The sequence below is a fragment of the Flavobacteriales bacterium genome, from assembly GCA_016699575.1.
Taxonomy (GTDB): domain Bacteria; phylum Bacteroidota; class Bacteroidia; order Flavobacteriales_F; family PHOS-HE28; genus PHOS-HE28.
Genome location: CP064979.1, coordinates 543,628 through 568,738, shown reverse-complemented (window position 1 = coordinate 568,738; position 25,111 = coordinate 543,628). Strand labels below are relative to the sequence as shown.

21 protein-coding genes are annotated in these 25,111 nt (G+C 61.8%); 14 read left to right on the top strand and 7 right to left on the bottom strand.

What is annotated here, in order from left to right:
• Window positions 1-81: 81 nt before the first annotated feature.
• The 11 genes from IPJ76_02420 (at window position 82) to IPJ76_02370 (ending at window position 13,057) form a co-directional block, all read left to right on the top strand.
• Window positions 82-870 (top strand): Fic family protein, encoded by a 789-nt coding sequence (locus IPJ76_02420; protein ID QQR87102.1) that lies wholly within the window; start codon window positions 82-84, stop codon window positions 868-870.
• The gene (locus IPJ76_02415) at window positions 867-1,706 is read left to right on the top strand and encodes a topoisomerase DNA-binding C4 zinc finger domain-containing protein (GenBank protein ID QQR87101.1); all 840 of its coding nucleotides are present in this window, start codon (window positions 867-869) and stop codon (window positions 1,704-1,706) included. The genes IPJ76_02420 and IPJ76_02415 overlap by 4 nt, the downstream gene beginning before the upstream one ends.
• On the top strand, window positions 1,703-4,933 hold the full coding sequence (locus tag IPJ76_02410) for a type I restriction endonuclease subunit R (GenBank protein QQR87100.1): 3,231 nt from the start codon (window positions 1,703-1,705) through the stop codon (window positions 4,931-4,933). Before IPJ76_02415 ends, IPJ76_02410 begins: the two co-directional genes overlap by 4 nt.
• 182 nt (window positions 4,934-5,115) lie before the next feature.
• Window positions 5,116-5,580 carry a hypothetical protein gene (locus tag IPJ76_02405; GenBank protein QQR87099.1) on the top strand — a complete coding sequence of 155 codons (465 nt, stop codon included), beginning with the start codon at window positions 5,116-5,118 and terminating at the stop codon, window positions 5,578-5,580.
• Complete coding sequence (locus IPJ76_02400; GenBank protein QQR87098.1) at window positions 5,577-6,572, top strand: hypothetical protein; 996 nt, start codon at window positions 5,577-5,579, stop codon at window positions 6,570-6,572. The genes IPJ76_02405 and IPJ76_02400 overlap by 4 nt, the downstream gene beginning before the upstream one ends.
• Before the next feature lie 48 nt (window positions 6,573-6,620).
• Complete coding sequence (locus IPJ76_02395) at window positions 6,621-7,442, top strand: DUF559 domain-containing protein (protein ID QQR87097.1); 822 nt, start codon at window positions 6,621-6,623, stop codon at window positions 7,440-7,442.
• A 123-nt stretch (window positions 7,443-7,565) separates the two neighbouring features.
• On the top strand, window positions 7,566-9,002 hold the full coding sequence (locus IPJ76_02390) for a histidine kinase (GenBank protein ID QQR87096.1): 1,437 nt from the start codon (window positions 7,566-7,568) through the stop codon (window positions 9,000-9,002).
• 6 nt (window positions 9,003-9,008) lie between these two features.
• Window positions 9,009-9,860, top strand: coding sequence for a response regulator transcription factor (locus tag IPJ76_02385; GenBank protein ID QQR87095.1), 852 nt, complete (start codon window positions 9,009-9,011; stop codon window positions 9,858-9,860).
• Between the two features lie 140 nt (window positions 9,861-10,000).
• A complete protein-coding gene (locus IPJ76_02380) occupies window positions 10,001-10,708 on the top strand; it encodes a hypothetical protein (protein QQR87094.1) in 708 nt (235 codons plus the stop codon).
• Window positions 10,708-12,363, top strand: a complete 1,656-nt coding sequence (locus tag IPJ76_02375; GenBank protein ID QQR87093.1) for a thiol-activated cytolysin family protein — start codon at window positions 10,708-10,710, stop codon at window positions 12,361-12,363. The genes IPJ76_02380 and IPJ76_02375 overlap by 1 nt, the downstream gene beginning before the upstream one ends.
• A 337-nt stretch (window positions 12,364-12,700) precedes the next feature.
• A complete protein-coding gene (locus tag IPJ76_02370; protein QQR87092.1) occupies window positions 12,701-13,057 on the top strand; it encodes a hypothetical protein in 357 nt (118 codons plus the stop codon).
• Window positions 13,058-13,719: 662 nt separating this feature from the next.
• Here IPJ76_02370 and IPJ76_02365 read toward each other — a convergent pair.
• The 7 genes from IPJ76_02365 to IPJ76_02335 form a co-directional block, all read right to left on the bottom strand.
• A complete protein-coding gene (locus tag IPJ76_02365; GenBank protein QQR87091.1) occupies window positions 13,720-14,739 on the bottom strand; it encodes a trypsin-like peptidase domain-containing protein in 1,020 nt (339 codons plus the stop codon).
• 1 nt (window position 14,740) lies between these two features.
• Entirely contained in the window at window positions 14,741-15,256 is a 516-nt protein-coding gene (locus tag IPJ76_02360) for a hypothetical protein (GenBank protein ID QQR87090.1), read from the bottom strand.
• Window positions 15,257-15,450: 194 nt separating this feature from the next.
• A complete protein-coding gene (locus IPJ76_02355; GenBank protein QQR87089.1) occupies window positions 15,451-16,350 on the bottom strand; it encodes a hypothetical protein in 900 nt (299 codons plus the stop codon).
• Window positions 16,351-16,492: 142 nt separating this feature from the next.
• Complete coding sequence (locus tag IPJ76_02350) at window positions 16,493-17,050, bottom strand: hypothetical protein (GenBank protein ID QQR87088.1); 558 nt, start codon at window positions 17,048-17,050, stop codon at window positions 16,493-16,495.
• Window positions 17,051-17,249: 199 nt separating this feature from the next.
• A complete protein-coding gene (locus tag IPJ76_02345; protein ID QQR87087.1) occupies window positions 17,250-18,500 on the bottom strand; it encodes a T9SS type A sorting domain-containing protein in 1,251 nt (416 codons plus the stop codon).
• 96 nt (window positions 18,501-18,596) lie between these two features.
• Complete coding sequence (locus IPJ76_02340; GenBank protein QQR87086.1) at window positions 18,597-19,331, bottom strand: response regulator; 735 nt, start codon at window positions 19,329-19,331, stop codon at window positions 18,597-18,599.
• Window positions 19,312-22,206 (bottom strand): histidine kinase, encoded by a 2,895-nt coding sequence (locus tag IPJ76_02335; GenBank protein ID QQR87085.1) that lies wholly within the window; start codon window positions 22,204-22,206, stop codon window positions 19,312-19,314. The genes IPJ76_02340 and IPJ76_02335 overlap by 20 nt, the downstream gene beginning before the upstream one ends.
• Window positions 22,207-22,611: 405 nt before the next feature.
• Here IPJ76_02335 and IPJ76_02330 point away from each other — a divergent pair, with 405 nt between their 5' ends.
• The 3 genes from IPJ76_02330 to prmA all read left to right on the top strand — a co-directional run bounded on the left by IPJ76_02330 (window position 22,612) and on the right by prmA (window position 25,023).
• Window positions 22,612-23,052, top strand: coding sequence for an Hsp20/alpha crystallin family protein (locus IPJ76_02330; GenBank protein QQR87084.1), 441 nt, complete (start codon window positions 22,612-22,614; stop codon window positions 23,050-23,052).
• Between the two features lie 240 nt (window positions 23,053-23,292).
• The gene (locus tag IPJ76_02325; protein ID QQR87083.1) at window positions 23,293-24,057 is read left to right on the top strand and encodes a triose-phosphate isomerase; all 765 of its coding nucleotides are present in this window, start codon (window positions 23,293-23,295) and stop codon (window positions 24,055-24,057) included.
• Between the two features lie 105 nt (window positions 24,058-24,162).
• Complete coding sequence (gene prmA, locus IPJ76_02320; protein ID QQR87082.1) at window positions 24,163-25,023, top strand: 50S ribosomal protein L11 methyltransferase; 861 nt, start codon at window positions 24,163-24,165, stop codon at window positions 25,021-25,023.
• The last annotated feature ends 88 nt before the right edge of the window (window positions 25,024-25,111 follow it).

Genomic DNA, 25,111 nt, shown 5'->3' with positions numbered 1-25,111 from the left:
ACGATCCTGCAACAGTGAGCCAGCCACCACCCGATAGGTCCGTTCCAACGCCGAACGAACACTAAGCCCGAACTTCACCCTGTGGAACTGCTGAGCCCGAAATACCTGCCCGCCTACGCGAAGCGCCAGCGCCTAACGCTGGAGAAGCACGTGGCGCGTTTGGCCCGCAAGAGTGCGCGCACTGGCGATGCCACGCGCTGGGCCACCATTGCCGGGGCCGTGGCCAGCAGCCAGATCGAAGGCAGCCGCGTGAGCTTGGATGAGTACGTGGAAGCCACCAGCAATGGCAAACGCCGCACACGCGATGTGCAGGAGGTGGAGGACCTGGTGCGGGCTTACGGTGATGCCCAGCGCACACCGCTCACCGAAGCCAATTTGCTGAAAGCCCACGCCACGCTGGCCGCCACTATCTACAGCAAGAAGGGTTGGACGCCCGGCGAGTGGCGCACCGGCGCCGTGTACGTGGTGGGCAGCAGCATCCTGGGGCGCTACAAGATCTACGAAGGTCCGCCCGCCGCCGATGTACCCAAGCTGATGGTCCGGCTGATGCGCGCCGTGAAAGCCTTGGACAAGGCCACCCTCACACCCACCGAGGCCTTCTACTATGCCGCGCTGCTGCACCTGGAGTTCGTGAAGATCCACCCCTTCAACGATGGCAACGGGCGCACCGGCCGCCTGTTGGAGAAGTGGTTCCTCGCTAAGCACGTTGGTCCTGCGGCCTGGTTGGTCAACAGCGAACTCTACTACCGCAACCACTTGCAGCAGTACTACGATGCCCTGCGCCGCCTGGGCCCCGATTGGGCCACGCTGGACATGGACCAGTGCATCCCGTTCCTGCTCTTGTTGCCCAAAGGATTGCGGCAGAAATGAGCACCACGCCACCAGACCCCGAAGGCCCCGGCCGCCTGCGCCCCAGCGGCGGGTTCCGCAAGCTGCGCGCCTTCCAGACCACCACGGTGATCTATGATGGCACGGTGGCGTTCTGTGAGAAGTTCATCCGCAGCCACAAGCTGGAAGACCAACTGATCGGTGCCGCGCGCAGCGGCCGCCAGAACATCGGTGAGGGCAGCCGCGCCAACGCCACCAGCGCCGAGAGCGAACTGAAGCTGGTGAACGTGGCCCGCGCCAGCCAGGACGAACTGTTGCTGGACTACGAGGACTACCTGCGCCAGAAGAAACACCGCCAGTGGCACAAGGACGACCCCGAGGCCCTGGCCGTGCGCAACGTGGCCAAAGTGCCGGACCACCGCGAGCTAACCTACGCCGACTACGCCCCCTGGCTGGACCACACTGACCCCGCCGTGCGCGCCAACTGCCTGATCTGCTTGATCCACCAGGCCAACTTCCTGCTGGACCGCCTGATCACGCGCTTGGAACAGGACATCATCAAGCACGGCGGTCACCGGGAGCAACTAACCGCCGCGAGGCTTGCGGAGCGGGACCGGCAACAAGGCCGCCCGGTGGTGCCCGCCGCCGAAACCCCGAACTGCCCCAAGTGCGGCAAGGCCATGCGCTTGCGCACTGCCCGGCAGGGCAGCAATGCGGGTAGCCAGTTCTGGGGGTGCAGTGGCTACCCGGAGTGCAAGGGGACAAGGAAGTATGAGCCGGGATTGGACGATCGGACGAATCAGGCGAAGCGGCCGGATAGGACTGATCCGGCCGATGACGCTGATTTGTCCGATACACCTGACCAGCCAGCGCGATGACCGAAGACCAGATCGAACAGTTCGCCATTGGGCGCTTGCGCGAGCTGGGCTATGCCTACCAGCACGGCCCCGGCATTGCGCACGATGGCGAGCAGCCGGAGCGGGAGAGCTACGAGCAGGTGCTGCTGCTGGAGCGCCTGCGTGCGGCCGTGCGGCGCATCAACCCGCGCATACCGGCAGCAGCGCAGGAGGAGGCCGTGAAGCAGGTGGCGCGCATCGCCAGCCCGGAGCTGCTGGTGAACAACGAGGTCTTCCACCGCATGCTCACCGAAGGCGTGAAGGTGGAACACCAGCAGGACGGCAACACGCGCGGCGACCTGGTGTGGCTGGTGGACTTTGCCAACCCCGCCAACAACGACCTGCTGGTGGTGAACCAGTACACCGTGGTGGAGAACGGCAAGAACAAGCGGCCCGATGTGCTGCTGTTCGTGAACGGCCTGCCGCTGGTGCTGATGGAGCTGAAGAACGCCGCCGATGAGAAGGCGAGCATCCGCAGCGCCTACAAGCAGGTGGAGACCTACAAGGAGACCATCCCCGGCCTGTTCACCTACAACTGCGTGGTGGTGATCAGCGATGGCCTGGAGGCCAAGGCCGGCACGGTGAGCAGCGGCTTCAGCCGGTACATGAGCTGGAAGACCAGCGATGGCAAGGTGGAGGCTTCACCGCTGATCGGTCAGCTGGAAACGCTTATCGTGGGCATGCTCAACAAGGAGACCCTGCTCGATCTGGTGCGCCACTTCATCGTGTTCGAGCGCAGCAAGAAGGAAGACCCGAAGACGGGCGTGAACACCATCACCACGGTAAAGAAGATCGCCGCCTACCACCAGTACTACGCGGTGAACAGGGCGGTGGCGAGCACGCTGCGCGCGACTGGATACAAGGCGCCGCCTGCGGCGGCAAGCGGCAGCGCTTCGATGGTGGCGGAATCACCCGAGAGCTATGGCCTGCCAGGTGTGGCGAAGCAAGCCACCGGCGACCGCAAGGGCGGTGTGGTGTGGCACACGCAAGGCAGCGGCAAGAGCCTGAGCATGGTGTTCTACACCGGCAAGGTGGTGCTGGCCCTGGACAATCCCACCATTGTGGTGATCACCGACCGCAACGACCTGGACGACCAGCTCTTCGACACCTTCGCGGCCAGTGTGCAACTGCTGCGACAGGAACCCGTGCAGGCCGAGGACCGCGACCACCTGAAGGAATTGCTGAAAGTGGCCAGCGGCGGCGTGGTGTTCACCACCATCCAGAAGTTCCAGCCGGAAGAGGGCAACGTGTACGACCAGCTGAGCGCCCGCGAGAACATCGTGGTGATCGCCGACGAAGCGCACCGCACGCAATACGGCTTCAAGGCCCGCAACGTGGAGGTGAAGGACGTGGCGGGCGAAGTGGTGGGCACCAAGATCGTGTACGGCTTCGCCAAGTACCTGCGCGATGCGCTGCCCAACGCCACCTACCTGGGCTTCACCGGTACGCCCATCGAGAGCACCGATGTGAACACCCCTGCCGTCTTCGGCAACTACGTGGACGTGTACGACATCGCGCAGGCCGTGGAGGACGGCGCCACGGTGCGCATCTACTACGAGAGCCGCCTGGCCAAGGTGAACCTGAGCGAGGAAGGCAAGCAGCTGATCAAGGACCTCGACGATGAGCTGGGCAAGGAGGAACTCACCGACACGCAGAAGGCCAAGGCCAAGTGGACGCAGTTGGAGGGGCTCATTGGCAGTGAGAAGCGAATAGCGACGGTGGCACGGGATATCGTGACGCACTTCGGCCAACGGCAGGAGGTCTTCCCCGGAAAGGGAATGATCGTGGCTATGAGCAGACGTATCGCAGCAGAGCTATACAATGCGATCGTTGCCCTGCGTCCAGATTGGCACAGCACCGACTTGAAGGAAGGCAAGATCAAGGTGGTGATGACAGCGTCCTCATCCGAGGGTCCACTGCTGAGCAAGCACCACACGACCAAGGAACAGCGGCGCATTCTTGCCGAGCGCATGAAGGATCCTGATGATCCACTGGAACTGGTGATCGTCCGTGATATGTGGCTTACCGGTTTTGATGCGCCCAGCATGCACACGCTGTACATCGACAAGCCGATGAAGGGCCATAGTCTGATGCAGGCCATTGCTCGCGTCAACCGGGTTTTCCGCGACAAGCCCGGCGGCCATGTAGTGGACTACCTCGGCATCGCCGCCGACCTGAAGAAGGCGCTTTCCTTCTATTCCGATGCGGGTGGCAAGGGCAATCCCACCATTGCCCAAGAACAGGCCGTGACCCTGATGCTGGAGAAATTGGAGGTGGTCGCGAACATGTACAGCGGATTCCCCTACGAGGAGTACTTCCAAGCGGACACGGCGAAGAAGCTCTCCCTGATCCTTGGTGCCGAGGAACACATCCTCGGTCTGGAGGACGGCAAGCGGCGCTACATCAACGAGGTCACCGCGCTCAGCAAGACCTTCGCCATCGCCATCCCGCACGACCAAGCGATGGATGTGAAGGACGAGGTCGGCTTCTTCCAAGCCGTGAAGGCCCGCCTCGTGAAGTTCGAGGCAAGCAGCGGCCGCACCGATGAAGAGTTGGAGACCACCATCCGGCAGGTGATCGACCAGGCGCTGGTGAGCGAGAAAGTCATCGACGTCTATGACGCAGCGGGCATAAAGAAGCCGGATATCTCCGTGCTTAGCGAAGAGTTCCTCTTGGAGCTGAAAGGCATGGCGCACAAGAACGTCGCCATCGAAGTGCTCAAGAAACTCCTGAACGACGAGATCAAGGCCCGCGCCCGCACCAACATCGTGCAAAGCCGCAGCCTGATGGACATGCTGGAGGACAGCATCAAGCGCTACCACAACAAGATCCTCAGCGCCGCCGAAGTGATCGAGGAGCTGATCAAGGTGAGCAAGGAGATCACCGCCGGCGACAAGCAGGCCGCCGACATGGGCCTCACCGAATACGAGTACGCCTTCTACACCGCCGTGGCCAACAACGACAGCGCCAAGGAGTTGATGCAACAGGAGAAGCTCCGCGAGTTGGCCGTCGTCCTCACCGAGCGCGTCCGCCAGAACGCCAGCATCGATTGGACGATCAAGGAGAATGTGCGTGCCAAGCTGAAGGTGATCGTTAAGCGGACGCTACGGCACTATGGTTATCCGCCGGATATGCAGAAGTTGGCGACGGAGCTTGTATTAAGGCAGGCAGAGATGTTGGCGGGGGAGTTCAGTAAGGGGCAGTTCTGATGGAACTGGGCCCGTCGTGTCATCGGGATGTCGTTTGTGACCGCCAAATCGGCATATTCGCAAGGGCCTCACTAACGAACTAATACGATCGAGCAGGAGTGCACTGGGCGACAACAATACTCATCGGATTCTTCCAAGGTCTCTACAGGGGGCTTCAAAGTTCCGCGGGGGTCCTTGGAGCCTTGGCCACGGTAGCCTCCTTTGTCCTTGGAGTGTTTGTTTGGGAGCCAACACCTCCCGGTGTGCAATTAGTAGGGCAGGTCGCCGTTCATCCAAATCCTGTGGCGGTAGTTTGGCCGAATGGGAATGTGGCGGTGAGCTTGGATTCCATGCGGTGCGATTCGGCGATGGATGCCCTCAGTCATATGCTGAGCATGGTGCATATCTCGTTGACCAACACCGGGAGTGTGGCTTCTTCGAGCAGCACCCGGCTCTTTGTTCCTGGAGGTGAGGGATGTTTGATCATCGATCACAACCGACATGGACGAGCGATGGATAGGTTCAAAGACCGCTATGACCTGGGTGTGATCGAGCCGCGTGATACGTTGGATATTTTCTGGTGGACCGACCTTTCCTTGGCCAAGTGCGAGGTGGAGGTCGTTTGTGAGCATGCTGAACCTCTCAAGTTGAACTGCACCCTGCCATGACGAACATTCAAGCCGTTCCTTTGAGCGAGAGCAAGGCATTCGCTCGCGGGATCGTACGGCCATCGGGATCATTCAAGTGGTTTGCATGGCTGCTCGCACTTGTGTTGCTGGGCGACTTCCTAATGGCGGTCTATCGTCCCTACCAAGGAAGACAGTTTGACCTCTCGAACTATTTGCCGGCCTTCGTCGCGGTCCTGCTGTATGCCATGATACCATCAGTTTGGCCCAGTGCGGGTCAACTACAGGGACGGTGGAATACGGGAGGGTCTAATGCACGGCTCGCAGTGCATTCGGCTTTGGATGCTTTGTCGCTGTGGCGTGTTACTGTGCTGTGCATTGCTTGCGCCTATTGCGTCGGGCTCTTGGCACAGCGCTGGGGTGCTGTTGACTATGATCGATCGTTCCATGTTGTACTAATGGTCGTGGGCGATCTGTTCAACATGCTTTCTTCACTTTCCATCTACTGGTTGTACTTGTTGTTCAGGTTCCCGAACCGGCCTGTGCATGCCATGGGCACGCCATTGTGGTCTATTGCAACGATCATCCTAACCCTGGGGCTGGTGCGGATAGGAGTTGCGGTGGGTGTTTGGCCTCCGCAGGCAGTTCTATGGGCCTATCTCGCTACGAACGTTTTGGATAGCGTGCTTGCCATGTTGGTTGTTGCAAGTCTGAATGTGCCCTACTTGACCCCGAAATGGTGGATGGCACCTGTGCTGTACTTGTTTGCGCTGAGCATGTTCATACCCTCAATTGGTTTGGTCATGCCAGGTGCGGATGCTCTTCCGGCTTTGAAATGGATCTACGCGGCTTTCCAAGCGGTGGGATTAGTGATCATCCAAGTCGTGTTATACAGTGCTGCTTCAAGAGGTGCATTGGCCATTTGGTTTGTCCAAAGGGTGCGTTTCTGCAAAGAAGTCGATGTATTGGGCGAGGAGGACCTCGATCTTGATTGGGCTGGTGTAAAGCGTGATCGCCCGGTGGAGCGTTATTGAAGGCCTCCGGGGACTATCGTGACATCCACGTTTCCTTGGCCAACTCCCGTGTACGAACCCACCCTCGACACCGAAGAGAACACCGTTCTGGTGGCCTTTATGCCCACGCCCAAGGACATGGCGTTCGCGCACACGCGGGGTTGGTACCGGCTGCCCGCCGAGCATGCGCCGCATGTGCTCACCAGCGGCAAGCTCTCGCACATCGCCTTCTACCAACCGCAGTCCTTCGGTGAGGAGCGCTCGCTGGTCCGCTGGTATTCGCCCGTGACAAGTCTGGTGCTGAGGCGGCGCATTGAGGTGCTGCCCAAAGAGCCGCATCATCCCAACGCGCAGCGGCAGTATTACATCATCGGTTGCGCCGAGATGCAGGAGTTGCCCGTGCCCATCCGGTGCCGTCGTCCGCGACGCGTCATCTTCATTCCCACCACCTATCGCAAGCTCGTCACCGCCACTGACATCAACCACCTCTTCAACGACAGTCCGCTGGAGAACCTCTTATCATACGAGTTGCACAAGGCCACAATACCCGTGGAGCGGCAACTGGACGTACGCGTCGGCACCAAGTGGTTCCGCTTGGACTTCGCGGTGTTCTGCAAGACGGGCAACATCGGTCTGGAGTGCGATGGTGCTGAGCACCACATGCACCCCGATGCGGTGGAGCACGACAAGCAACGCGCCAACCTGCTGGCCACCATCGGCTGGCGCATCCTACACTTCACGCGTTCCAAGCTCTACGGCGAAATGCCCGCCACCCTCGGCATGGTGCGCGATGTCATCAATCATTACGGCGGCTTGCAAGACCCCAACGCCGATGGCGGCTTCCGTTATGCCCACGGCCCCGATGACGGGCAGCCGCGGTTGTTCGGGTGAGGTTCCGGGGCTTTTCCCCCGGACTTGTCGCTCTCTACTGAATAGGTGGTGGGCAATGAACGCGGCAACTGCAAGCAGGTGGCCACTGGGTATACTTGGTTCCCTACATTGTCATCCCCACCGATGAGCCTTCGTTCCGCGTTTTTCTTTTTGGTCTTGTTGTGCACAGGCGTGCAGGCCTCCGCTTGGGCCCCCGACAGCCTCCTCCGCGTCTGGAACAGTCCCCAGCACGCACGCCTCATGCGGCAAGCGGAAGCCGCACATGGCGCACCCTACCACCCCGGCCCGGCCCTCGTGGCCGCGCGCAGGGCCTTGCAGCGCGGCGACCGCGACGGCGCATGCAGTGTGGCGCTGAACGTATTGCACGAGGGTGAAGAGAGGAGGGACAGTGCTGCGATCGGCAAGAGTTTCGCCTTGCTGTGCTTGGCTTTGCTCGAACCCGACTACGACCGGCGCGCCGTTGGTTTAGGCCGGTTGGCCTTGGCCCACTTGCGGGCCGGCGAGCTGGAGTTGCGCTCCGAAGTGCTGGACGCCATCTACCGCTGCCACGACTTCCACGAGCACCATGCGCTGGCATTGAAAGCACTGGAGGAGCGCATTTCCGTGGATGACCAGCTGGCGCACGAGGAACGCGTAACCAACGATGTCCTGGCCGAACAACGGCGCAAGGCGGACCAGGTGACGCGCACGACCAAGGTGACCATTGAGACCCTGCGCGCCGAACAGGAACGGTTGCTGAAGTTGGAGGAAGAACAGGGGCGCACCATCACCCTGCTGGGGTTGTTGAGCCTGCTCATCGCCACGGCTCTGGTGCTGGTGGTCGTACGGTACCGCGGCAACCGGCAGCGCGCACGGCAACGCCAAGAAGCGATGCTGGACCGTGAGCGGCTGCGCGCCGAAGCCATGCAGCGGGAGCTGGAGCACGTGAAACAGCGCGAGCGTTTGCAGCGCGAGCGCGCTTTGCAGGAAGAACGCGCACTGCGCGTGCAGCACTACCCGCACCTGGTCAGCAACGCGCTCACTTCCGTGCATGTGAAGTTGAACGAGGGCGACACCGAGGGCGCCGCGCGAATGCTGGAATTGCTCGAGCAGTTGTTGCGCATCGAGCTGCGCAACATCCGCAAGGAAGAGGTGAGCCTGAAGGACGAGTTGCTGGCCGTTGACACCTATGTGAAGATGAAGCGCCGCACGGTGCCCGGTAGGCTGAAGTACAAGGTGGAATTGGCGGACGACATCGTCCCGGCGTCGGTGATGGTGAGCCCCGGAACCTTGCAACCGCTCATCGAGAACGCCATCAAGCACGGCGCGCGCGGCACTGTGAAGCTCAAAGCCCGGCGACAGAACAACGACCTGGTCTTCGTGGTGGAGAACGAGCTACCGGCCACCGATGAGCCTGTTGCTGGCACCGGCGCGAACAACCGCATCAGCACGGCCAACATCGGGCGCCGCATGGAGCTGCTGAAGGATTACCTGGGCGATGGCGGTGCGTTGGAGGGCGTGCGCACCGAGAACGGATACACGGCCACGCTGCGCCAACCGTGGCGCACCAAGGACGACTGACACCCTATGTCGAAGAAACCAGCGACCACCGCGCTGCGCGCCGTCATCGTTGACGACGAGCCGCACGCCATCGAGCTGCTCAGCGGTCTCTTGCGGGCGAAGCACCCTGAAGTGGAAGTGGTGGGCATTGCCACCAATGTGCAGCAAGGCGTTCATGCGCTGCGGGCCTTCCTGCCGGACGTGGTGTTCATGGACATCGAATTATCACGCTCGCAGGACGGGCTGGGCACGGATGAGGACGAAACGTGCTGGCGGCTCTTGGAACAAGTGTCCGATGTGCTCCCGCAGATCATCTTCACCACGGGCCACGGGTCGTACGCCTATGCGTTGCGCGCGCTCGGGTTCAGCAACCTGGGGTTCATTGAAAAGCCGGTGGATGCGCCCCGACTTGCCGCAGCGTTGAAGCGCATGGGCAAGGAGACGCAGCAGGCTGAAGTTGAACTGCAAGCGCTGCGCACCAACAGCAAGCACAACCGGCAGATCGCCCTGCCCGTAACCCAGCGCGAGCACGGTCGCAACGTGCGCGGCTTCGTCTTCCTGGACCGTACGGACATCATGTATTGCACCAAGAACACCGACGACGACCACTACATGGACGTGTGGGCTGTGGGGTGGACCCGGCCCATCCTAGTTCGTGGTGCGCTCGATGACCTGGAAGCACTGCTGGACCGTACTGCCACCGTAGTGCGCGTGCACGAGAAGGCCCTGCTGAACGTGCAATACGTTCAGCAGTATTCCGAGAACGACGGTGCCTCCGAGTCCGGTGATGGCGGCGTAGTGGAAATGAAGGGCGGCAAACGCCTGCCCGTGAGCCGCCGCAGGAAGCGTGCCCTGCTGGACGCCTTCGACCTGCTCTGAGGGCACCGCCGCATTCCTGCCTTTTCATGCCACCTGCGCCAAGCTGGCCGCCGACCGCGCCAACTTGAAAGGGACCCCCAAGGGCGGTTCCGAGCATTGCTCCGTGGGACACGAAATCCCCCCACGAAAACAGAAGAGCAATGCGAACCACCATCCTGATACTGCTCTCCTTGCATTTGACGTCGCACCTGTGCGCCCAAGGTGACAAAGGCCTCCTAACACTGCAACTGACCAGCGACCCGCTGAATTGGTACCGCCAAAGCACATGGAACGCACAAGCAGGCATCGGCACGCGCCGTTGGGCGGTGCAGGCCGAGTTGGATGTGCAGTACACCCGCTACGCCGATGATATGTATCTGGTGGATTATACCCGGTGGGGCCAGGCATACACCGGCCGCGTGAAGTTCCCCGTGCGCACGTCGCGCAAAAGCGGACGGGGCAGTGTGGTTTGCTACGACTGGAGCCGTTCGCAACGTGCCAAGCCAGCGCGCGCACGGCCGTGCTTCGCCATGGCGGCCGTGTTCGGCGCCGGTTACCGGTCTGAGCGGTTTACCCACACCATGGTGCCCATGGAGCATGCGGACCCTGTTTTCAAGCAGCGGACCTTTTTCGTGAAGAACAATGGCCCTGTGGTGCAGGCCGTGCTCGCCCTGCGGCTCTACTGGTTGGCGGCCGAAGTGGGCGGCCAGGCCTTCATGGGCTTTCCCAAGTACGAGGGGGCCATGAACCCGTACGGCGATGCCCTCTATACCTCCACACTTCCCTTCAAGTACCGTTTTGAACTCACGCCGATCGTACGCATCGGCATCAACGTTCCGCTCATCCGAACCAAAACACAACTGAACTAATGAAAACGATAAAAGTCCTGTTCGCGATCACCGTCGCGGCCACGCTCATGACCAGTGCGTGCAAGAAAGAACCCCTTGAAGTACCAACGATCGCACCCAGCAGCGAAGTGGTGTTCGGCGTCATCGATGATTCGCTGCGCGGCGACTTCAACAATGCGATGATCGCCACTGGCGGTTGCATCACGGCACCAGCACCTATTGATCCGCCCGTGCAGATCGGAGCCGTTGCGGAGAGCACGCAAGTGGTAGGTAGCCAGGCGTGGGACTGCACCACGCAGAGCTATCAGATGGGAGCGAGCTTTAGTGAAGTGGCCATCTTCAATCCCAACGCCGTCACATGGCCCGGCAGTTTCATCGATGGCGGCAGCACGCAAAGCGGGGCATGGACCCCACTGGTGTTCAACAACCGCATGCCGGTCACCATCACCACCACGCTGAACACGGGCGGCTCACCATCCTCGTACATCATGGAGGATCCGAGCCTGGCCGCCTACAACGCCATCCACAACACGTTCGTCAACACCGCGCTCCCAGGCACCGCGCCCGCGTACATCCTGTACGAGTCGCATGAGGTGAAGGCGCGTGAGGAAGTGGTAGGACGCATCGGCGCGCACGTGGGCGGTTGGGGCGGCCAGATCGACGGTAGCTACGCCTGGAACAATGTGCAGCAGCGCACGAAGTACCTGCTCAAGGTGGCACAGCTCTACTACACCATGGACATTGCCCCCAAGGCGAACCCGGACGAGTGGTTCGGCGATCTCCCGGACTTCAACCAGCTGGCGCCGCGCTGCCCGGTGTACGTGGCCAGCGTCACGTACGGCCGCATGATCTACATCACCATCGAGACGAGCTCCAGCTCCCAGGAAGTGGAGGCTGCGCTCAGCGCTTCGTGGAGCGGTTTCGGCGCAAGTGCATCCGTTGACTTCACCAACTCATCCTTCCAGTCGCTCGAGGAGAAGAGCATCAATGCCTTCGTTGTCGGTGGTTCCGCTGGTGGTGCATCATTGGGCTTGGCGGCTGGTGACATCAACAACATCATCACGTCGGGTGGCGAGTTCTCGCCTACATCGCCTGGCGTGCCCATCGCTTTCACCGCGCGCCGCCTCAGCGACAACTCCATCGTTGATTTCGTCACCATCTCCGAATACAGCGTGCAGGAGTGCCAGCTCGCCGGCGACATTGTTACCGCCAACATCCAGAACGGGTCATGGCGCGACTTTCCGCCGATCCATACCGCTGGCGATGAAGAATTCGGCGGGAACGGACCTGAAGTCACCGGAACGTTCCAATTGCAGATAAGCCAGGATGGCACCAGAGTGGAAGTAGTCGCGGACATCCTCTTCGATGAGACGATCACCATGAACCCCGGCAACGACACCCAAGCCGAGTGCAACCAGGTGCATACGCTCTACACCGCGCCCAATGGCAAGCGCATCTCAACCATCGATGTCAACCAACTGTTCAGCCTGAACTACATGGAGGGTGGCAACCCCTCGCACTCCGCCGAGACACTGAACATCAACAGCGGGTTCATCGACCAGATCATCATCAACGGCGATACGGACGGGGATGATCTGCCTTGCGACATGTCGGAAGAACGGGCCTACATGAAGGTCAAATTCAAAGCGTTCCCTGTGACCTTGGTCGATCAGTAGCCAGTGGTGAACTCGATCCGCACGAACGCCCCCGACATCGGGGGCGTTCGTCGTTGGGTTCGCTGTGGAGCTAGGTGCGAGTAGGATGCATCCGGGCCGGTTGCGAACCTCCTGGCCACCATCTGCTGGCGCATCCTGCACTTCACCCGTTCCAAACTCTACGGCGAAATGCCCGCCACCCACGGCATGCTGCACGACGTCATCAACCACTACGGCGGCTTGCAAGACCCCAACGCCGATGGCGGCTACCGGTATTCCCACGGCCCCGATGACGGGCAGCCGCGGCTGTTCGGGTGATGGATTTGCCCTTTCCTTGCACGCCGCGAAGACCTTGCAAATGGAAAAGGAGATCAGCACCATCAACCGCGCGTACATCAGCATCTTGCCCAAGCAACCGTTCTACGATTGGGCAAATAGCATCTTCAAGGACAGCACGCCGCTGACAGCGGCCGACATGGAAGCCATGGCCTTCGCCATCCACGACGACTTCGCGGTGAAGGACCTGAGCACGGTTGTCAAGCGCCATGCCCCGTTCATCTTCGAGATGGAACTCTTCGGTGTATGCACCGATCCCGACCAATGGCCCCAGGACCGCAGTTGGCAACGCTTCACCGAATGGTTCAGCTACCATGTAGGCAGCATGGTCTGGGACCTGGTGCCCGAACTGCCGTTGGCGCACGATGAGGAGCCGTGAGGTCCAACCCCTTCGCCCTGCGGCACGCTTACCGCTTCACGCGGGACAAGTGAAGTCTTGCTACTGCACCAGAGTCCCACCTAGGTCTTTCTTGCACAGCATTGCGGCTTTCACGTGCGGTGGGTCCCCGCGATCAGCGCGGGCTGGACGGTCGGCGTGCCCGTGCGCAGAGCGTGTGTGGTAGCCGAGCCGTCCAGACTTTGATCGCGGTTGATTTTTGGCTCCACCTTTTCATCAAGGAAAAGGTGGAGGAAGGAAACTCCCTGGCCGCCGCACCGAGCGCACGGCTTGTGCGCTAAGGCGACACATTGCTGCTTTGTTAGCCTGCCCCGAGGCTCGGCGAGGGGAAGCAATTGGCTCCACCTTTTTATCAAGAAAAAGGTGGAGGAGAAAATCCTTCGACGCTCACTCCCTCATACGCAACCCCTGGACGATCAGCCGCTGCCCATGCCCTCTGCATGCCGAATGAGGAACGCGCAATGGGCAATGGGGAATGTGCAATGAGCAATGAGCAATGAAGAATGCGCAAGGTTGAACGGCCTTGTGCTCAACGCATTGCAACGCCCGGAGGCATCCGCCACTTTCACCGCTTCACGCGGGCCAAGAGAACCGCGCACACGCTTGAGCGCGCAGGTACCAGCCGCACAGCGCTCCAACCTCCCTCAGTACTGCTTCCGGTGTGCCGACCGCAAGTGCGGTTCGATGGCGTAGGCCTTGCCTTGGGCTTCGACGGCCAGTTCCCAGTGGCCCTTGTCGAGGAAGATGAGGCTGCTGCGCCAATGCGCCCGGGCGAAACGCGGATCCAGCCTGGCGGCACTGAGGTAGCAGGCGTTCGCGCTATCGGGCTGGTGAAGGAACTCGTAGGCCACGCCCGTGTAATAGAGGCCCAGGTGCCAGTCCCGCACTTCCTTCTTTCCCATCCGCGTGAAGTGGTCGATGGCCGCGCGGTGGTTGCCGTTGCGCAGCGCGCGGCCGCCTGCTATCAGCGGGTCGTCGGGGTCCACCAGTTCGAAGTCCTTGCGGGCGTTCTCCGCGGGCCACTCCAGCACCTCGGCGATGGGGATGGCGAAGTTGAGGTTCTGGGCGCGCGCCGAGCCGTATTGCCAGGTGGGCATGCCGATGAGCTCACCGCGCCCGTTCACCAGTGCGCCGCCGCTGTTGCCGGGCGAGATGGCCGCGTCGGTCTGGATGAAATTGTACACGCTGTCCTGCCGCAATCCGCTTACGATGCCCCGGCTGATGGTGTTGGTGAAGCCGTAGGGATTGCCGATGGCGTACACCGGTCCGCCTTCGTGCACGTCGTTGGGCCTTGCGCGGGGAAGGAGCGGCACCGTGCTGTACCAATCCGGTGCGTTGATGGTATCGATGGCCAGCACCACGATGTCCAACGTGCTATCGGCGCGTACCACGTGCAGCATGTTGAGGTTGTCGTCGCCACGGCGCGCACTGATGTCGGTGCCCTTGCCCGTTGCGTGGTAATTGGTGATGAGCCATCCCTTGTCGCGCAGGATCACACCGCTGGCACGGCCGCGTTGCACCAGGTCGTGCCCGTAGGCGAACACCTGCACCACGGCGGGGCTCACGCGCTCGTAGATGGCCACACCGCCGATATCGTCCTGGGCCCGCAGCGGTGCGCAGCTCAGCAGCGCGGCAACAAGGGCGATGTTCAACGCAACGCGCATGTCATTCCAGTTCGAGGCCCACTTCCTTGCCGATGAAGGTGTTGGTACGGTTCATTTCCATGGCGGGCAGGTCGGAGTGCTCGGGATCGCAGTGGAACACGCGTCCGTCCGAGGTGAACACATCGAGGCTCACGTTCACCTGCCGTTTGAAGCGGGGCGAGTCCGGTTTCCAGTGCCGCAACAGGCAGATGACGCGTCCGGTCTGCGCATCCCACAGCACGAAGGTGATATCGTCGCGCTGCACTCTGTAGCGGGCCGTATCGCCGAACACCACCTGTCCATTGCGCACCACGGCCATTCGTTGGCCGCGTTCGCCGCGCACGTCCATATCAACATCGGTGGCCGCACCGCGCCAGTCGCCCACGTTGAGCAGCACGGCGCCCTCGCTGCCCACCAGCTGCTTGCAATCGGCGAAATAGACCCCGCCGATCTTGAACACCTGGTCGCGTGCTCCTTGGCCCACCGCATGGGCCAACACGCCGAGCAACAGAACGGTGCACCACGATCTGGCCTTCATCGTTCTCAAATCTAGCCGGGCGCGCGTTCGGGAGCATCGGGCTCTTGGTCATTGTTTTGGCTTTCCTTAACGCACCCTCGCTCTTCCTTCCGGCATTTTCACCAACCCGTCAAGCCGGGTCTATGACGCATGCGCTCCCTGTTGCTCGTTCCCACCCGCACCCTTCGCCTTAGGCACCGCTTCGCTCGATAGCGTCACCGCGCCACCACCACCGTGCCCGCAGCCCGTTGCCCGCGTGTATCCACGGTCGCCACGCGGTACACGCCGACGGCCAGGTGGCGCACATCGAGCACGGCACGGTCAGCGGTGCTTTGTCCGTTGAGGACAGCACTGCCGTTCACGTCCACCACGGTGTAAGTGAAGCCGTTGGTCATCGGCATGCTCAGCACCACTTCATCGGTGGCGGGGTTGGGCCACAGGCCGACCTGCAAAGCGGGTCCTTCACTGATGCCCATGCCTACATCGATCTTCCAGAGGTTGATGCCGAAGCCGGGCGTGTAATCGCCGATGGGATCGAGCAGGTTGTTGGCCAGGTAGAGGTAGTAGCTGAAGCCGCCACCCGTCTCGAACATCACCACATCGGTGATGGTGCCCCAGGGCGCCACCACCTCGCCGGAAGCCACGTAGGTGTACGTGTCGGTGTAGGTGTTGCCGTTGAGGAACCAGTCGTCGGTGAACGTGCTGCCGATGCTGAAGGGGTAGGTGCAATAGGTGCGCCCGCCGGTGAAGTTCTCGGCGCTGATGCCGATCATCTCGGCGTGCGCGGCGTCCACCAGGTAGTGGCGCCACTCGGTGTTCATGTTCTGGTAGCGTTCTGCGCAGAGCGTGGTGGCGGGGTAGAGCCCGGCGAAGGGACTGTCGCCCGGCACGCGGTACACCACGGTGGCGCTGAGGCCGAAGGTCACCACATCGGTGGCGTCCCACGAGTTGCCGGTGCCGGTGAGCGACCACCCGCTGGCGTTGCTGGAGTTGTAGAAGGTGCGCGTTTCGCTGTAGCCCACGGGGGGAATGCTGTTGGCGTCGGTGAGGGTTTGCGCAGCGGCGGTGCCGGTGCAGAGGGCGAGGAGGAGAGCGGCGGGTAGGTGTGTTTTCATGTGCGTGTTATTGATGCAATAGTGGGCAGATCGCGGCACATGGGGCTACGGTGAACACCGTGATCGCACAGGGACGATCACCGGCAGCATGAACAGCACGCGACCGCCCGATCATGCGCTGGCACGACGGTCCGACCGTTCTTCAGTGCGCCACCACCAACGGCGCTGTGGCCATTGCTCCACCGCGCACACCAAGACGCACCACATAGCGCCCGCTCGGCAGGTCGTGCACCGCCAGCTGCGTGCGGCCGGTGGCATCGGCCGGTGCGCGTAGCACCTCTGCACCACGCGCATCGATCAGTTCGAGCTGTGCGCCGGCCGCCGCGTGCTCGTGCACCACGGTCACGTGTGCATCGGCCACGGTGGGCTGCACGAGCAGCTCGAGCGGTGATGTTGCCGCCACCGGCACGGCCGTGATCAGGTTCTCGGCATCGAAGCGCGCGCGGCCCTTCACGTTGCCGTCGGTCCACGCGTTCACGGCCTTGTCCTCAAGCGGATCGTACTCCACGCGCGGCCAGGCGCTGAAGAGCGTATCGCCCGGCACGTTGTCGTTGTACTGGAAGGCGCGCACGTTCCAACTGTTCGGATCGGGCATGTTCAGCGGCTGGTCGATGAAGGCATCGGTGGAGTACTTCGGCAGGGCCGGTGGTTGCGCCTGCGGTGCGTGCTTTCTGTGCGGTGGTGTGCAGTACGAGAACACCGGCGATGAGCGTCAAGGACTGTTTCATGGGTCGGTGATCAGGTGATCGCAAGCCAGGCGCTTCGGTCCGTGGTGAAAGCGACGTATTGTGCACAGCGGAATTCGATCCGGTAACGTGTTGGCCGGAACGGGACTGGGTCATAAGCACTGCGGCCCGCACCATTGGTGCGGGCCGCAGCAACCCTTCGTCGTTGCTCCTTTATTCCTTGACGAGCTGGACGGTGCTGAGCGTTCCGCTGCGATGGAAGACAGCGGTGTACGTGCCGGCAGGTTCCCCAGTGACGTCGAGGGCAATGACCTGCTGGTCAGCATCGGTGGAGCGGCGGAGCATTCGACCTGTATGATCGATGAGCATGATGTCGATGGCACCGCTTCCGGACAAACCATGCTCAATGAGGAATCGACCATTGGTCGGATTCTGCTGAACGTGTGCCTCCATAACGGTGACTTTGGTCTCCGGGGCGATGTTGCTACCCTGTTCTTGCACCATGCCACCTGGGCACGGGACACCATAATACAAGCCCATGAACGCCAGAAGATCATCGACGCCGACCACACCGTCATTGTCGAAGTCGCCCAATTGCAGACACGGGTCCTCGATCGTGTTGGTGTAAGTGCCGTATATTCCAATGAAGGTCAACAGATCAGTGTTGTTGACCGATCCGTCGCAGGAGAAATCTGCGGGGCATTCGGCATTGCAGCACGTTGGTGCGCAGTTCTCGTCCACTTTAGCAAGTTGCACATCGTCCAAGTACACGTCGTAGCCACTGCCGTCGTCGAAATTGGAGACGGTCACCTCGATCGCGATCGAATTGTACAGTTGGTCCACTTCCACGCTGCCCGTGAGGGTCAGCCACGTTCCTATGTCCGACGAGCCGTCATGTATGATCGTGGTCGAAGTGGTGGCGATCGTCGTTCCGGTCGCGTGGTCCAAGTTGGCACAGTTCAGATGTAGGTCAGTGCCGAGTATTGCGCTAATGGTCACATCGGCAACGGGCTGAGAGGCTCCGTAGCCGGCTTTCGCAGCCCACCGCATGGTCAGTTGATACTCACAGCCGGGATCAGTGCTGATCACTAACGGATTGACAACGCCCATGGTGAGTGAGCCACCATTGTTCACCGCAGCGTTGTCGTGCAGGCGCAATACCATGTATCGCGTATTGCCTGGGATGTCGTCCTCCGGCGCAGGGTGGTATTGGCTTGTGGGCTGGTATCCGCCTCCCCCGGTCAATCCGGGCTGGGGTGTTCTGAAATAGCTGTTGGCCGGTGAGGCCATGTCGGAATAGCCCTGCCAAGGATCACCGGTGCAACCACTGCATCCGATGTCAACGCATTGGATGTAAGTACCATGCTGGTTACTGTTCTCGAAGCCGGGTTCCGAGACTTGCGCGAGCAGTCGGCTTGCAGGTATGAGGAGCGCCACAGCGACTGAAGTGAGATTGGGTTTCATGATCTTGGGATTTGTTGCCAAGGTCACATGGTCCGATCGCCTCGGAAATACGATCCCACCCACGCCTGCTAATGATCCACAGTCGTTACCGACCGATCAACACTTGCTATGTAGCAATACCAGCAACTCACCCTGCTTCCGTGTCGCCACGGGCACGCGGGCGCCGTTCACGAGCTCGGCCAGCCCACCATCGGTGTTCAGCAGGGCCTTCACGTGCCGCAGATTGAGCAGGTGGCTGTGGTGGCAGCGGAAAAAGGGTGGTGCGGGCAGGTCGGTCTCCAGCTTGCCGATGGGTCGGCTCATGGTGTGGCGCTCGCCGCTCAACAGGTGCACGTGGCTGTAGCTGCCGTCGGCGTCCACGTGCGTGATGTCGGCGTGCGGCAGGAAGAAGTGGCCTTGTGTGGTGTGCAGCTGCAGGATGCCCGCGCGCGGTGCGGTGGTCCGTTGCGCGTGCAGGGCGCGCAAGGCGGGCACGAAGTGCTCGGGGTCCAGAGGCTTCAGCAGGTAATCGGCAGGGTGGGTACGGATGGCCTGCACAGCGTAATGTTCGTGCGCGGTGGTGTACACCACATCGAAGGCGCGTTGCGGAAAGGCGGCCAGCAGATCGAACGCATTGCCGTTGGGCATCTCAATGTCGAGCAGCACCACGTGCGGGTTGTTGGCGTTGATGCACGCGATGCCTTCGAGCGCGGTGCCGGCCTCGCCGACCAACCGTGCGAAAGGCGTGTACCGCTCGATGAGCGCCCGCACCAGTTGGCGTGCTTCCGATTCGTCGTCCACCACCACCACGTTCAGCAACACGCTGCCGTGGTCATCGCTGTTCACCTTCATGCTGTTCGATCGTTTTGTGTTCGGTGCGTTGCACCCAAGGCAGTGATATCCGCACACGCGTGCCGCACGGTGCGCCCGCGATGTCGAACAGGTCGTCCACCTGCAGCCGGATACCGCCCTTGCGCGAGAGCCGGTTCAGGGCTTCGATGCGTTCCTGCTGGATCCGCAAACCCTCCGAGCGCGGCTCGGTCCCTGCCGACCGGGCAAGGGCGGCCGAGCGCCCGATGCCGTTGTCGGCAACGGTGCAGATCAAGCCGTCGTTGCTGCGGCTGAATTCAACGCTGAGCTGCCCGGGCCGGCCGTTCAGGGGCCACAGGCCATGGCGGATGGCGTTCTCCACGTGCGGTTGGATGAGGTAGGCGGGCACCATCAGCGTGGTGGTGGGCAGCTCGTGAGCTGCGATGCTGTATGTGAAGGGTGGGTCGAAGCGCAGCGCTTCCAACGAACAGTATTGTTCCAGCAGATCGATCTCCTGTTGCAGCGTGATGGTGCGCTCGCGCCCGGCCTGCAACAGGCCGCGCATGAGGCGGCTGAACCGCCCCATGTAACGCATGGACCGGTCGGTGTCGTTGCGTGCGATGAACGATTGCACGCTGTTGAGCGAGTTGAAGATGAAGTGCGGGTCCATCTGCGCCAGAAGGGCTTCCTGGTGATGCGTGATCACTTGTTCCTCGAGCTCGGCCCGGCGTGCTCGCTGCCGGAAGAACCACCCCGCCAGCAACCCGAAGGCCAACGCGCCCAATGTGCTGGCGAGCACCGCGAACCACCATGTTTGCCAGAGCGCGGGCGCAATGGACCAGGACATGCCGACGGGTTCGGACCAGGTGCCGTCGGGTTCGCGCCCGCTCACTGCGAAGCGGTAGTGGCCCGGTGGTAGGCCCAAGAGGTTCACCTCAGGCTCGCGGGTTTCCGTAGGTACTTCACTGAGGCCATGCACGGTGTAGCGGAAGAGCTGATGCCCGTGGTCGCGGTAGTTGAGGTGGCAGAAACGCAAAGTCACGCGGTCCAGGTCGTGGTGCAGCCGCATGCCCTCCTTCAGTGCGGTGCCATCGCCCAGCGTGGCCGACAGGATGTGCACGGGTTGGGCCGGTGGTGTGCGGTCGAAGGCACGCAGGTCAACGGAGATCAGGCCTTGCTCGGTGAGCACGCGCAGCCGCGCGCCATCGAACCCGATGGTGCGGATGATCTCGCTCGGCAAACCCCAGTTGCGATCGATACGGGCCACGGGTGCGCCGCCGTCGCGCAGGTCGACACGTAAGAGGCCTTGGGCGCTGCCCACGATAAGCAGGCTGTCGCCGATGGGTTGCAGGCAGGTGGCACGCACATCCGGCACACCGAGGTCCATTTGCTCGGGCTCTGCACCGCCCGCCAGTCGCAGCAGACCATGGCGCGCAGTGGCCAACCACACGTTGCCGTTGCTCACGGCGCGGTCGAGAACAGGGGTCCGCAGCAGCGGCTCTTCGGGATACGCATCGTGCACTTCGCCATCGAGCAACCACCGTAAACCGTCCTGCGACCAGAGCCAAAGGGTATCGCCATCGCCGCGCATGCCACCCGAGAAGCGCTCGCCGGTACGCAGCCATCGGCTGGCCCCACCGTTCTCAAGTTCCACACGCACCACGCCACGGGAGGAGAGCACGTACGCTTCTCCGGGCCTTTGCACGAGCAACGCATGACCGTACCAACTGTTGGGATCGCTGGGTCTTACCACACGCTGCAGTTCCTTTTCGTAGATGATCAACCCACCGGTGGAAGTGGTCACCATTGCCGAGGAGAACGGGTCGATATGGAACGCACGGATCTCGCGCAACCAACCTTCGAAAGGCAATTGCCATTTGTGCAAGGTCCGATCCCGGGCGTCCACCACAAGGCATTCACCGAGGTTGGTGCCCAGCCACGTGGTGCCATCGGTGTGCACGCACATTGCTGTGATACCGTCGTTGAAGAGTTCCGCCAAGGCCAGCGGTCGCGTGCAATCGAGCGAAGGGGCATAAAAGAGCCCACCTCCCAAGGTGCTTATCCACAACCCGCCCTGAAGGTCATTGGCCACATCGCTGATGCGCCATCGTTGCAAGCCTTTCAAAGAAAGGGATGCCGGTCGTCCCACGTCGTCGAGCACCACTGCACTGCCGTCCTCGTGCACCACCACGCAGCTCCCATCGGGGGTGAAGAGCGCGCGCAGGATGGTGCGTTCCGATCGGTGGAAGACTCGGCAACCTGTCTTCTCGAAAGCAAGGAGATTGCTTCCGCAGATCAGGAAGATCGATCCGTCGGCGCGCTCGACCGCGAAGTTGCGCGGGCTCATCCCGCCGAGCGTGAGGGTTCCGGCGGGGACCGTGTAAGCCGTGTCTGGCCCTCTGTAGTGGATCGGGTAAAGCTGTCCGCTGTGGACCTCGCCCGAGATACTATGGTAGAACAATGGCCCGGTGGGCGTGCGTTCCACATGGATGCCGCTTACCCCCACCGTGTCATCCCGCACCTGCAAGTGCTTGTCGGAACGGCCACCGCCCAGCATGGATGGGTAACCGAAGCGGATACCACCGCGTCCGTCCGCAACGAGGCTTCCGATCCGGAGATCGATGCTGGTTGATCGGATCCGTTGGCGCAAGGCTTCCACTTCATCTATCCGATGGCCGTCCCACCTGAACAGGCGACCACTGACGGTCGAGAACCACAGGGTGTCCGTGCCCGTGGCGAACATGTGGTGCACAACCAAGTGGTCCAGGTCGCTGCCAGCACCGATATGCTCGAACCGGCTCCCGTCGTAGCGGTGCACGCCGGTGGCAGTGGCCAACCACAGGAATCCCTTCTGATCGAACAGCATGCGGTAAACAGTGCTCGATGGCAGGCCTTGTTCCACATCAATGTGTTTCACAAGGAGTTCCTGGGCATGCGCTGGTTGCACCACCAGGCAAGACAGCAACAGCAACCATACGGTGGCACGGCCGCACCGCCTTCGATCCGCTGCGCACATTGCAGGGGCACGCCGCCTTTTCACGAACGCATGGTGTTCATCGGTCGGGATTTTCGGCATCTGCGGCAAGGTGCGAAGGATGGTTGACCCACCAACCAGTGCATATCCCTGAATTATTTTCAGGTGTTCCGGAATTATTTTCAGGCCGGAGCGCGCGCCACTGCACGTTCTGTCGGCTTTCCGCTGATGGTCCCGGCTTTGACAAGGGGGCGTCGTCCGGCCACGTGGCGCCACGGCGATCGGACGCCAAAGAACAAACAACAACGAACACACCCTGAGCGAAGGCGAAGGGAAACAACCATGAACATGTACAAGACCAATTGTGCGCCGGTGCGCCATGCCTCACCGGTGGACCGCCTGGCCAGCGAACTCTTCGGCCGCGACATCAGCCACTTCTTCGGAAGCGACGACCATTTCACCCGCAGTGCCCGCGTCAACATCGTGGAGCGCAAGGAAGACTTCCAAGTGCAGGTGCTCGCACCGGGCTTCAACAAGGAAGACCTGAAGCTGAACGTGGAAGGCGATGTGCTCACCATCACCGGCGAACACAAAGCCACCGAAATGGCCGAGGGCGAGCGCTTCACGCGACGCGAGTTCAGCGCCGCCAGCTTCAAGCGCAGTTTCACCCTGCCCAAGACGGTGAAGTCCGACGCCATGAGCGCCACCTACGAAGCGGGTGTCCTCACAGTGAGCATCCCGAAAGCGGAGGAAGCCAAGCCGCAGACGCGCACCATCGAGATCCGCTGAGCGCTGATCATTGCTGAGAGAAGGTCCCCTGGCGACGAGCTGGTGGGACCTTCTTCGTAGGGTGCACATGGCACACGGAGACACAGATGCACGGAGGTGAGCTTGGCGACCTGGCAGGTTGGTATTTCTCCGTGCCTCTGTGCCTCCGTGTGAGGTTCAGTTCGGTTGATCGGCCGGGGGAAGTTGATATCCCCGCTGCTCGCAGAAGCGATCCTTCGCGCACGGCGGCATCTTTGCCCCATGATCAGACCCATCGTTGCCGGCAACTGGAAGATGCACAAGGACCGCGTGGAGGCCACTGGGCTCATCGACGGCATCCTCGCGCACGACCTGGCACCGGACGTCACGGCCATCGTGTCGCCGGCATTCCCGTTCCTGAACGATGCGGTGCAACGCACACAGGGCACGCGCTTGCATGTGGCCGCGCAGAACGTGCATGCTGCGGCACAAGGTGCGTTCACCGGCGAGGTGAGCGTGGGCATGCTGAAGAGCGTCGGCGTGCAGTATTGTATCGTCGGTCACAGCGAGCGTCGGCAGTACTTCGGTGAAACGGATGCGGAAGTGGGGAAGAAGATGGTGGCGCTGCTCGCGGCCGGTATCACGCCCATCTATTGCTGCGGAGAACGCAAAGAAGAGCGTCTGGCCGAACGGCATTTCGACGTGGTGGGTGCGCAGATGAAGGAAGCGCTCGGCGGCATGACCAACGACAACCTCCGCCGCATCGTCCTTGCCTACGAACCCGTGTGGGCCATCGGCACCGGGCTCACCGCCACCGCACAACAAGCGCAGGACATGCACGCGCACATCCGATCGCTGCTGACTGGTCACGGCGCCGACGTGGCCGCCACCGTGCCCATCCTCTACGGCGGCAGCTGCAAACCCGATAACGCGGCGGAGCTCTTCGCCTGCCCCGACGTGAACGGAGGCCTCATCGGCGGTGCCGCCCTCGACGCGGAGAGCTTCGCGGAATTGGTGAGGATAGCCGGAAGCCGTGTTGGTAAGTGACAAGATCCAAGTAGCAAGTGTCAAGATCCAAAAAGATGAACACGGACCTCGTTCAGTTGTCTTTGGGCCTTGTCACTTGACACTTGTGCTTTGTCCCTTGCAAGCATGTCCCATTACACCGCCGCCTCTTTCCGCATCGCCCCGCTCGAACCTTGGCGCGGCATCATGACCGCGCTGCTCGGCGAGATCGGCTACGACACCTTCGAGGACAACGCGGACGGGCTGGTTGCCTACATCCCCACGGAACGTTTCGATGCAGCGGCCGTCGATGCGCTTTTCCCGTTGTCGCAGCCCGATGTGATCATCACATGGAAGCACCACGGCATTGAGCCCCGCAACTGGAATGCGGAGTGGGAGAGCAGCTTCAGTCCCATCGAGATCCGGCACGATGCCAGCACCGGTCAACGAACCGGGGTGCGGATCCGTGCCGAGTTCCATCCCAGCGTGCCGGGCTTCACGCACGAACTGGTCGTTACCCCGCGCATGGCCTTCGGCACCGGCCACCACGCCACCACGCGCATGATGGTGCGGGCCATGCTCGGGCTCGACTTCCACGCAAAGACCGTTTGCGACCTGGGCTGCGGCACCGCCGTGCTCGCCATCCTCGCCGAACGCCTCGGCGCAGCCCGCGTGGATGCCTTCGACATCGACCCCGGCGCGGTGGACAATGCCAGAGAGGTTGTGGCCCGTAACGGTTGTGAGCGCGTGCGTGTGGACAACGGCACTGCCGCCGCCCTGAAGGGCCTGAGGTACGCGGCTATTTTGGCCAACATTGAACGCAATACGCTTCTGCGCGACCTGCCCGCTTTGCGCGAAGCCCTTGGGCCGGGAGGCATCCTCCTGCTCAGTGGCTTTGTTGTTGCCGATGTGCCCCGCATGCGCGAGGCCCTGGTGGAACAAGGCTTGCAGCCCGTGGAAGAACTCACCGAAGGGGAATGGGCATTGGTAGGAGGGAGAAAACCCTAATGCGGCCTCGGGCTTCGGGCCTCAGGCCTCGGGCTGCGCAGTGCGTCACGGGTATGCCACCGCGCAGCCCGAGGCCTGAGGCTTGTGG

Excerpts from the sequence above, each read along its gene's own strand:
- IPJ76_02415 (QQR87101.1), top strand. The coding sequence starts at position 867 with ATGAGCACCACGCCACCAGACCCCGAAGGCCCCGGCCGCCTGCGCCCC.
- IPJ76_02410 (QQR87100.1), top strand. The coding sequence starts at position 1,703 with ATGACCGAAGACCAGATCGAACAGTTCGCCATTGGGCGCTTGCGCGAG.
- IPJ76_02400 (QQR87098.1), top strand. The coding sequence starts at position 5,577 with ATGACGAACATTCAAGCCGTTCCTTTGAGCGAGAGCAAGGCATTCGCT.
- IPJ76_02390 (QQR87096.1), top strand. The coding sequence starts at position 7,566 with ATGAGCCTTCGTTCCGCGTTTTTCTTTTTGGTCTTGTTGTGCACAGGC.
- IPJ76_02385 (QQR87095.1), top strand. The coding sequence starts at position 9,009 with ATGTCGAAGAAACCAGCGACCACCGCGCTGCGCGCCGTCATCGTTGAC.
- IPJ76_02380 (QQR87094.1), top strand. The coding sequence starts at position 10,001 with ATGCGAACCACCATCCTGATACTGCTCTCCTTGCATTTGACGTCGCAC.
- IPJ76_02375 (QQR87093.1), top strand. The coding sequence starts at position 10,708 with ATGAAAACGATAAAAGTCCTGTTCGCGATCACCGTCGCGGCCACGCTC.
- IPJ76_02370 (QQR87092.1), top strand. The coding sequence starts at position 12,701 with ATGGAAAAGGAGATCAGCACCATCAACCGCGCGTACATCAGCATCTTG.
- IPJ76_02365 (QQR87091.1), bottom strand. The coding sequence starts at position 14,739 with ATGCGCGTTGCGTTGAACATCGCCCTTGTTGCCGCGCTGCTGAGCTGC.
- IPJ76_02360 (QQR87090.1), bottom strand. The coding sequence starts at position 15,256 with ATGAAGGCCAGATCGTGGTGCACCGTTCTGTTGCTCGGCGTGTTGGCC.
- IPJ76_02355 (QQR87089.1), bottom strand. The coding sequence starts at position 16,350 with ATGAAAACACACCTACCCGCCGCTCTCCTCCTCGCCCTCTGCACCGGC.
- IPJ76_02345 (QQR87087.1), bottom strand. The coding sequence starts at position 18,500 with ATGAAACCCAATCTCACTTCAGTCGCTGTGGCGCTCCTCATACCTGCA.
- IPJ76_02340 (QQR87086.1), bottom strand. The coding sequence starts at position 19,331 with ATGAAGGTGAACAGCGATGACCACGGCAGCGTGTTGCTGAACGTGGTG.
- IPJ76_02330 (QQR87084.1), top strand. The coding sequence starts at position 22,612 with ATGTACAAGACCAATTGTGCGCCGGTGCGCCATGCCTCACCGGTGGAC.
- IPJ76_02325 (QQR87083.1), top strand. The coding sequence starts at position 23,293 with ATGATCAGACCCATCGTTGCCGGCAACTGGAAGATGCACAAGGACCGC.
- prmA (QQR87082.1), top strand. The coding sequence starts at position 24,163 with ATGTCCCATTACACCGCCGCCTCTTTCCGCATCGCCCCGCTCGAACCT.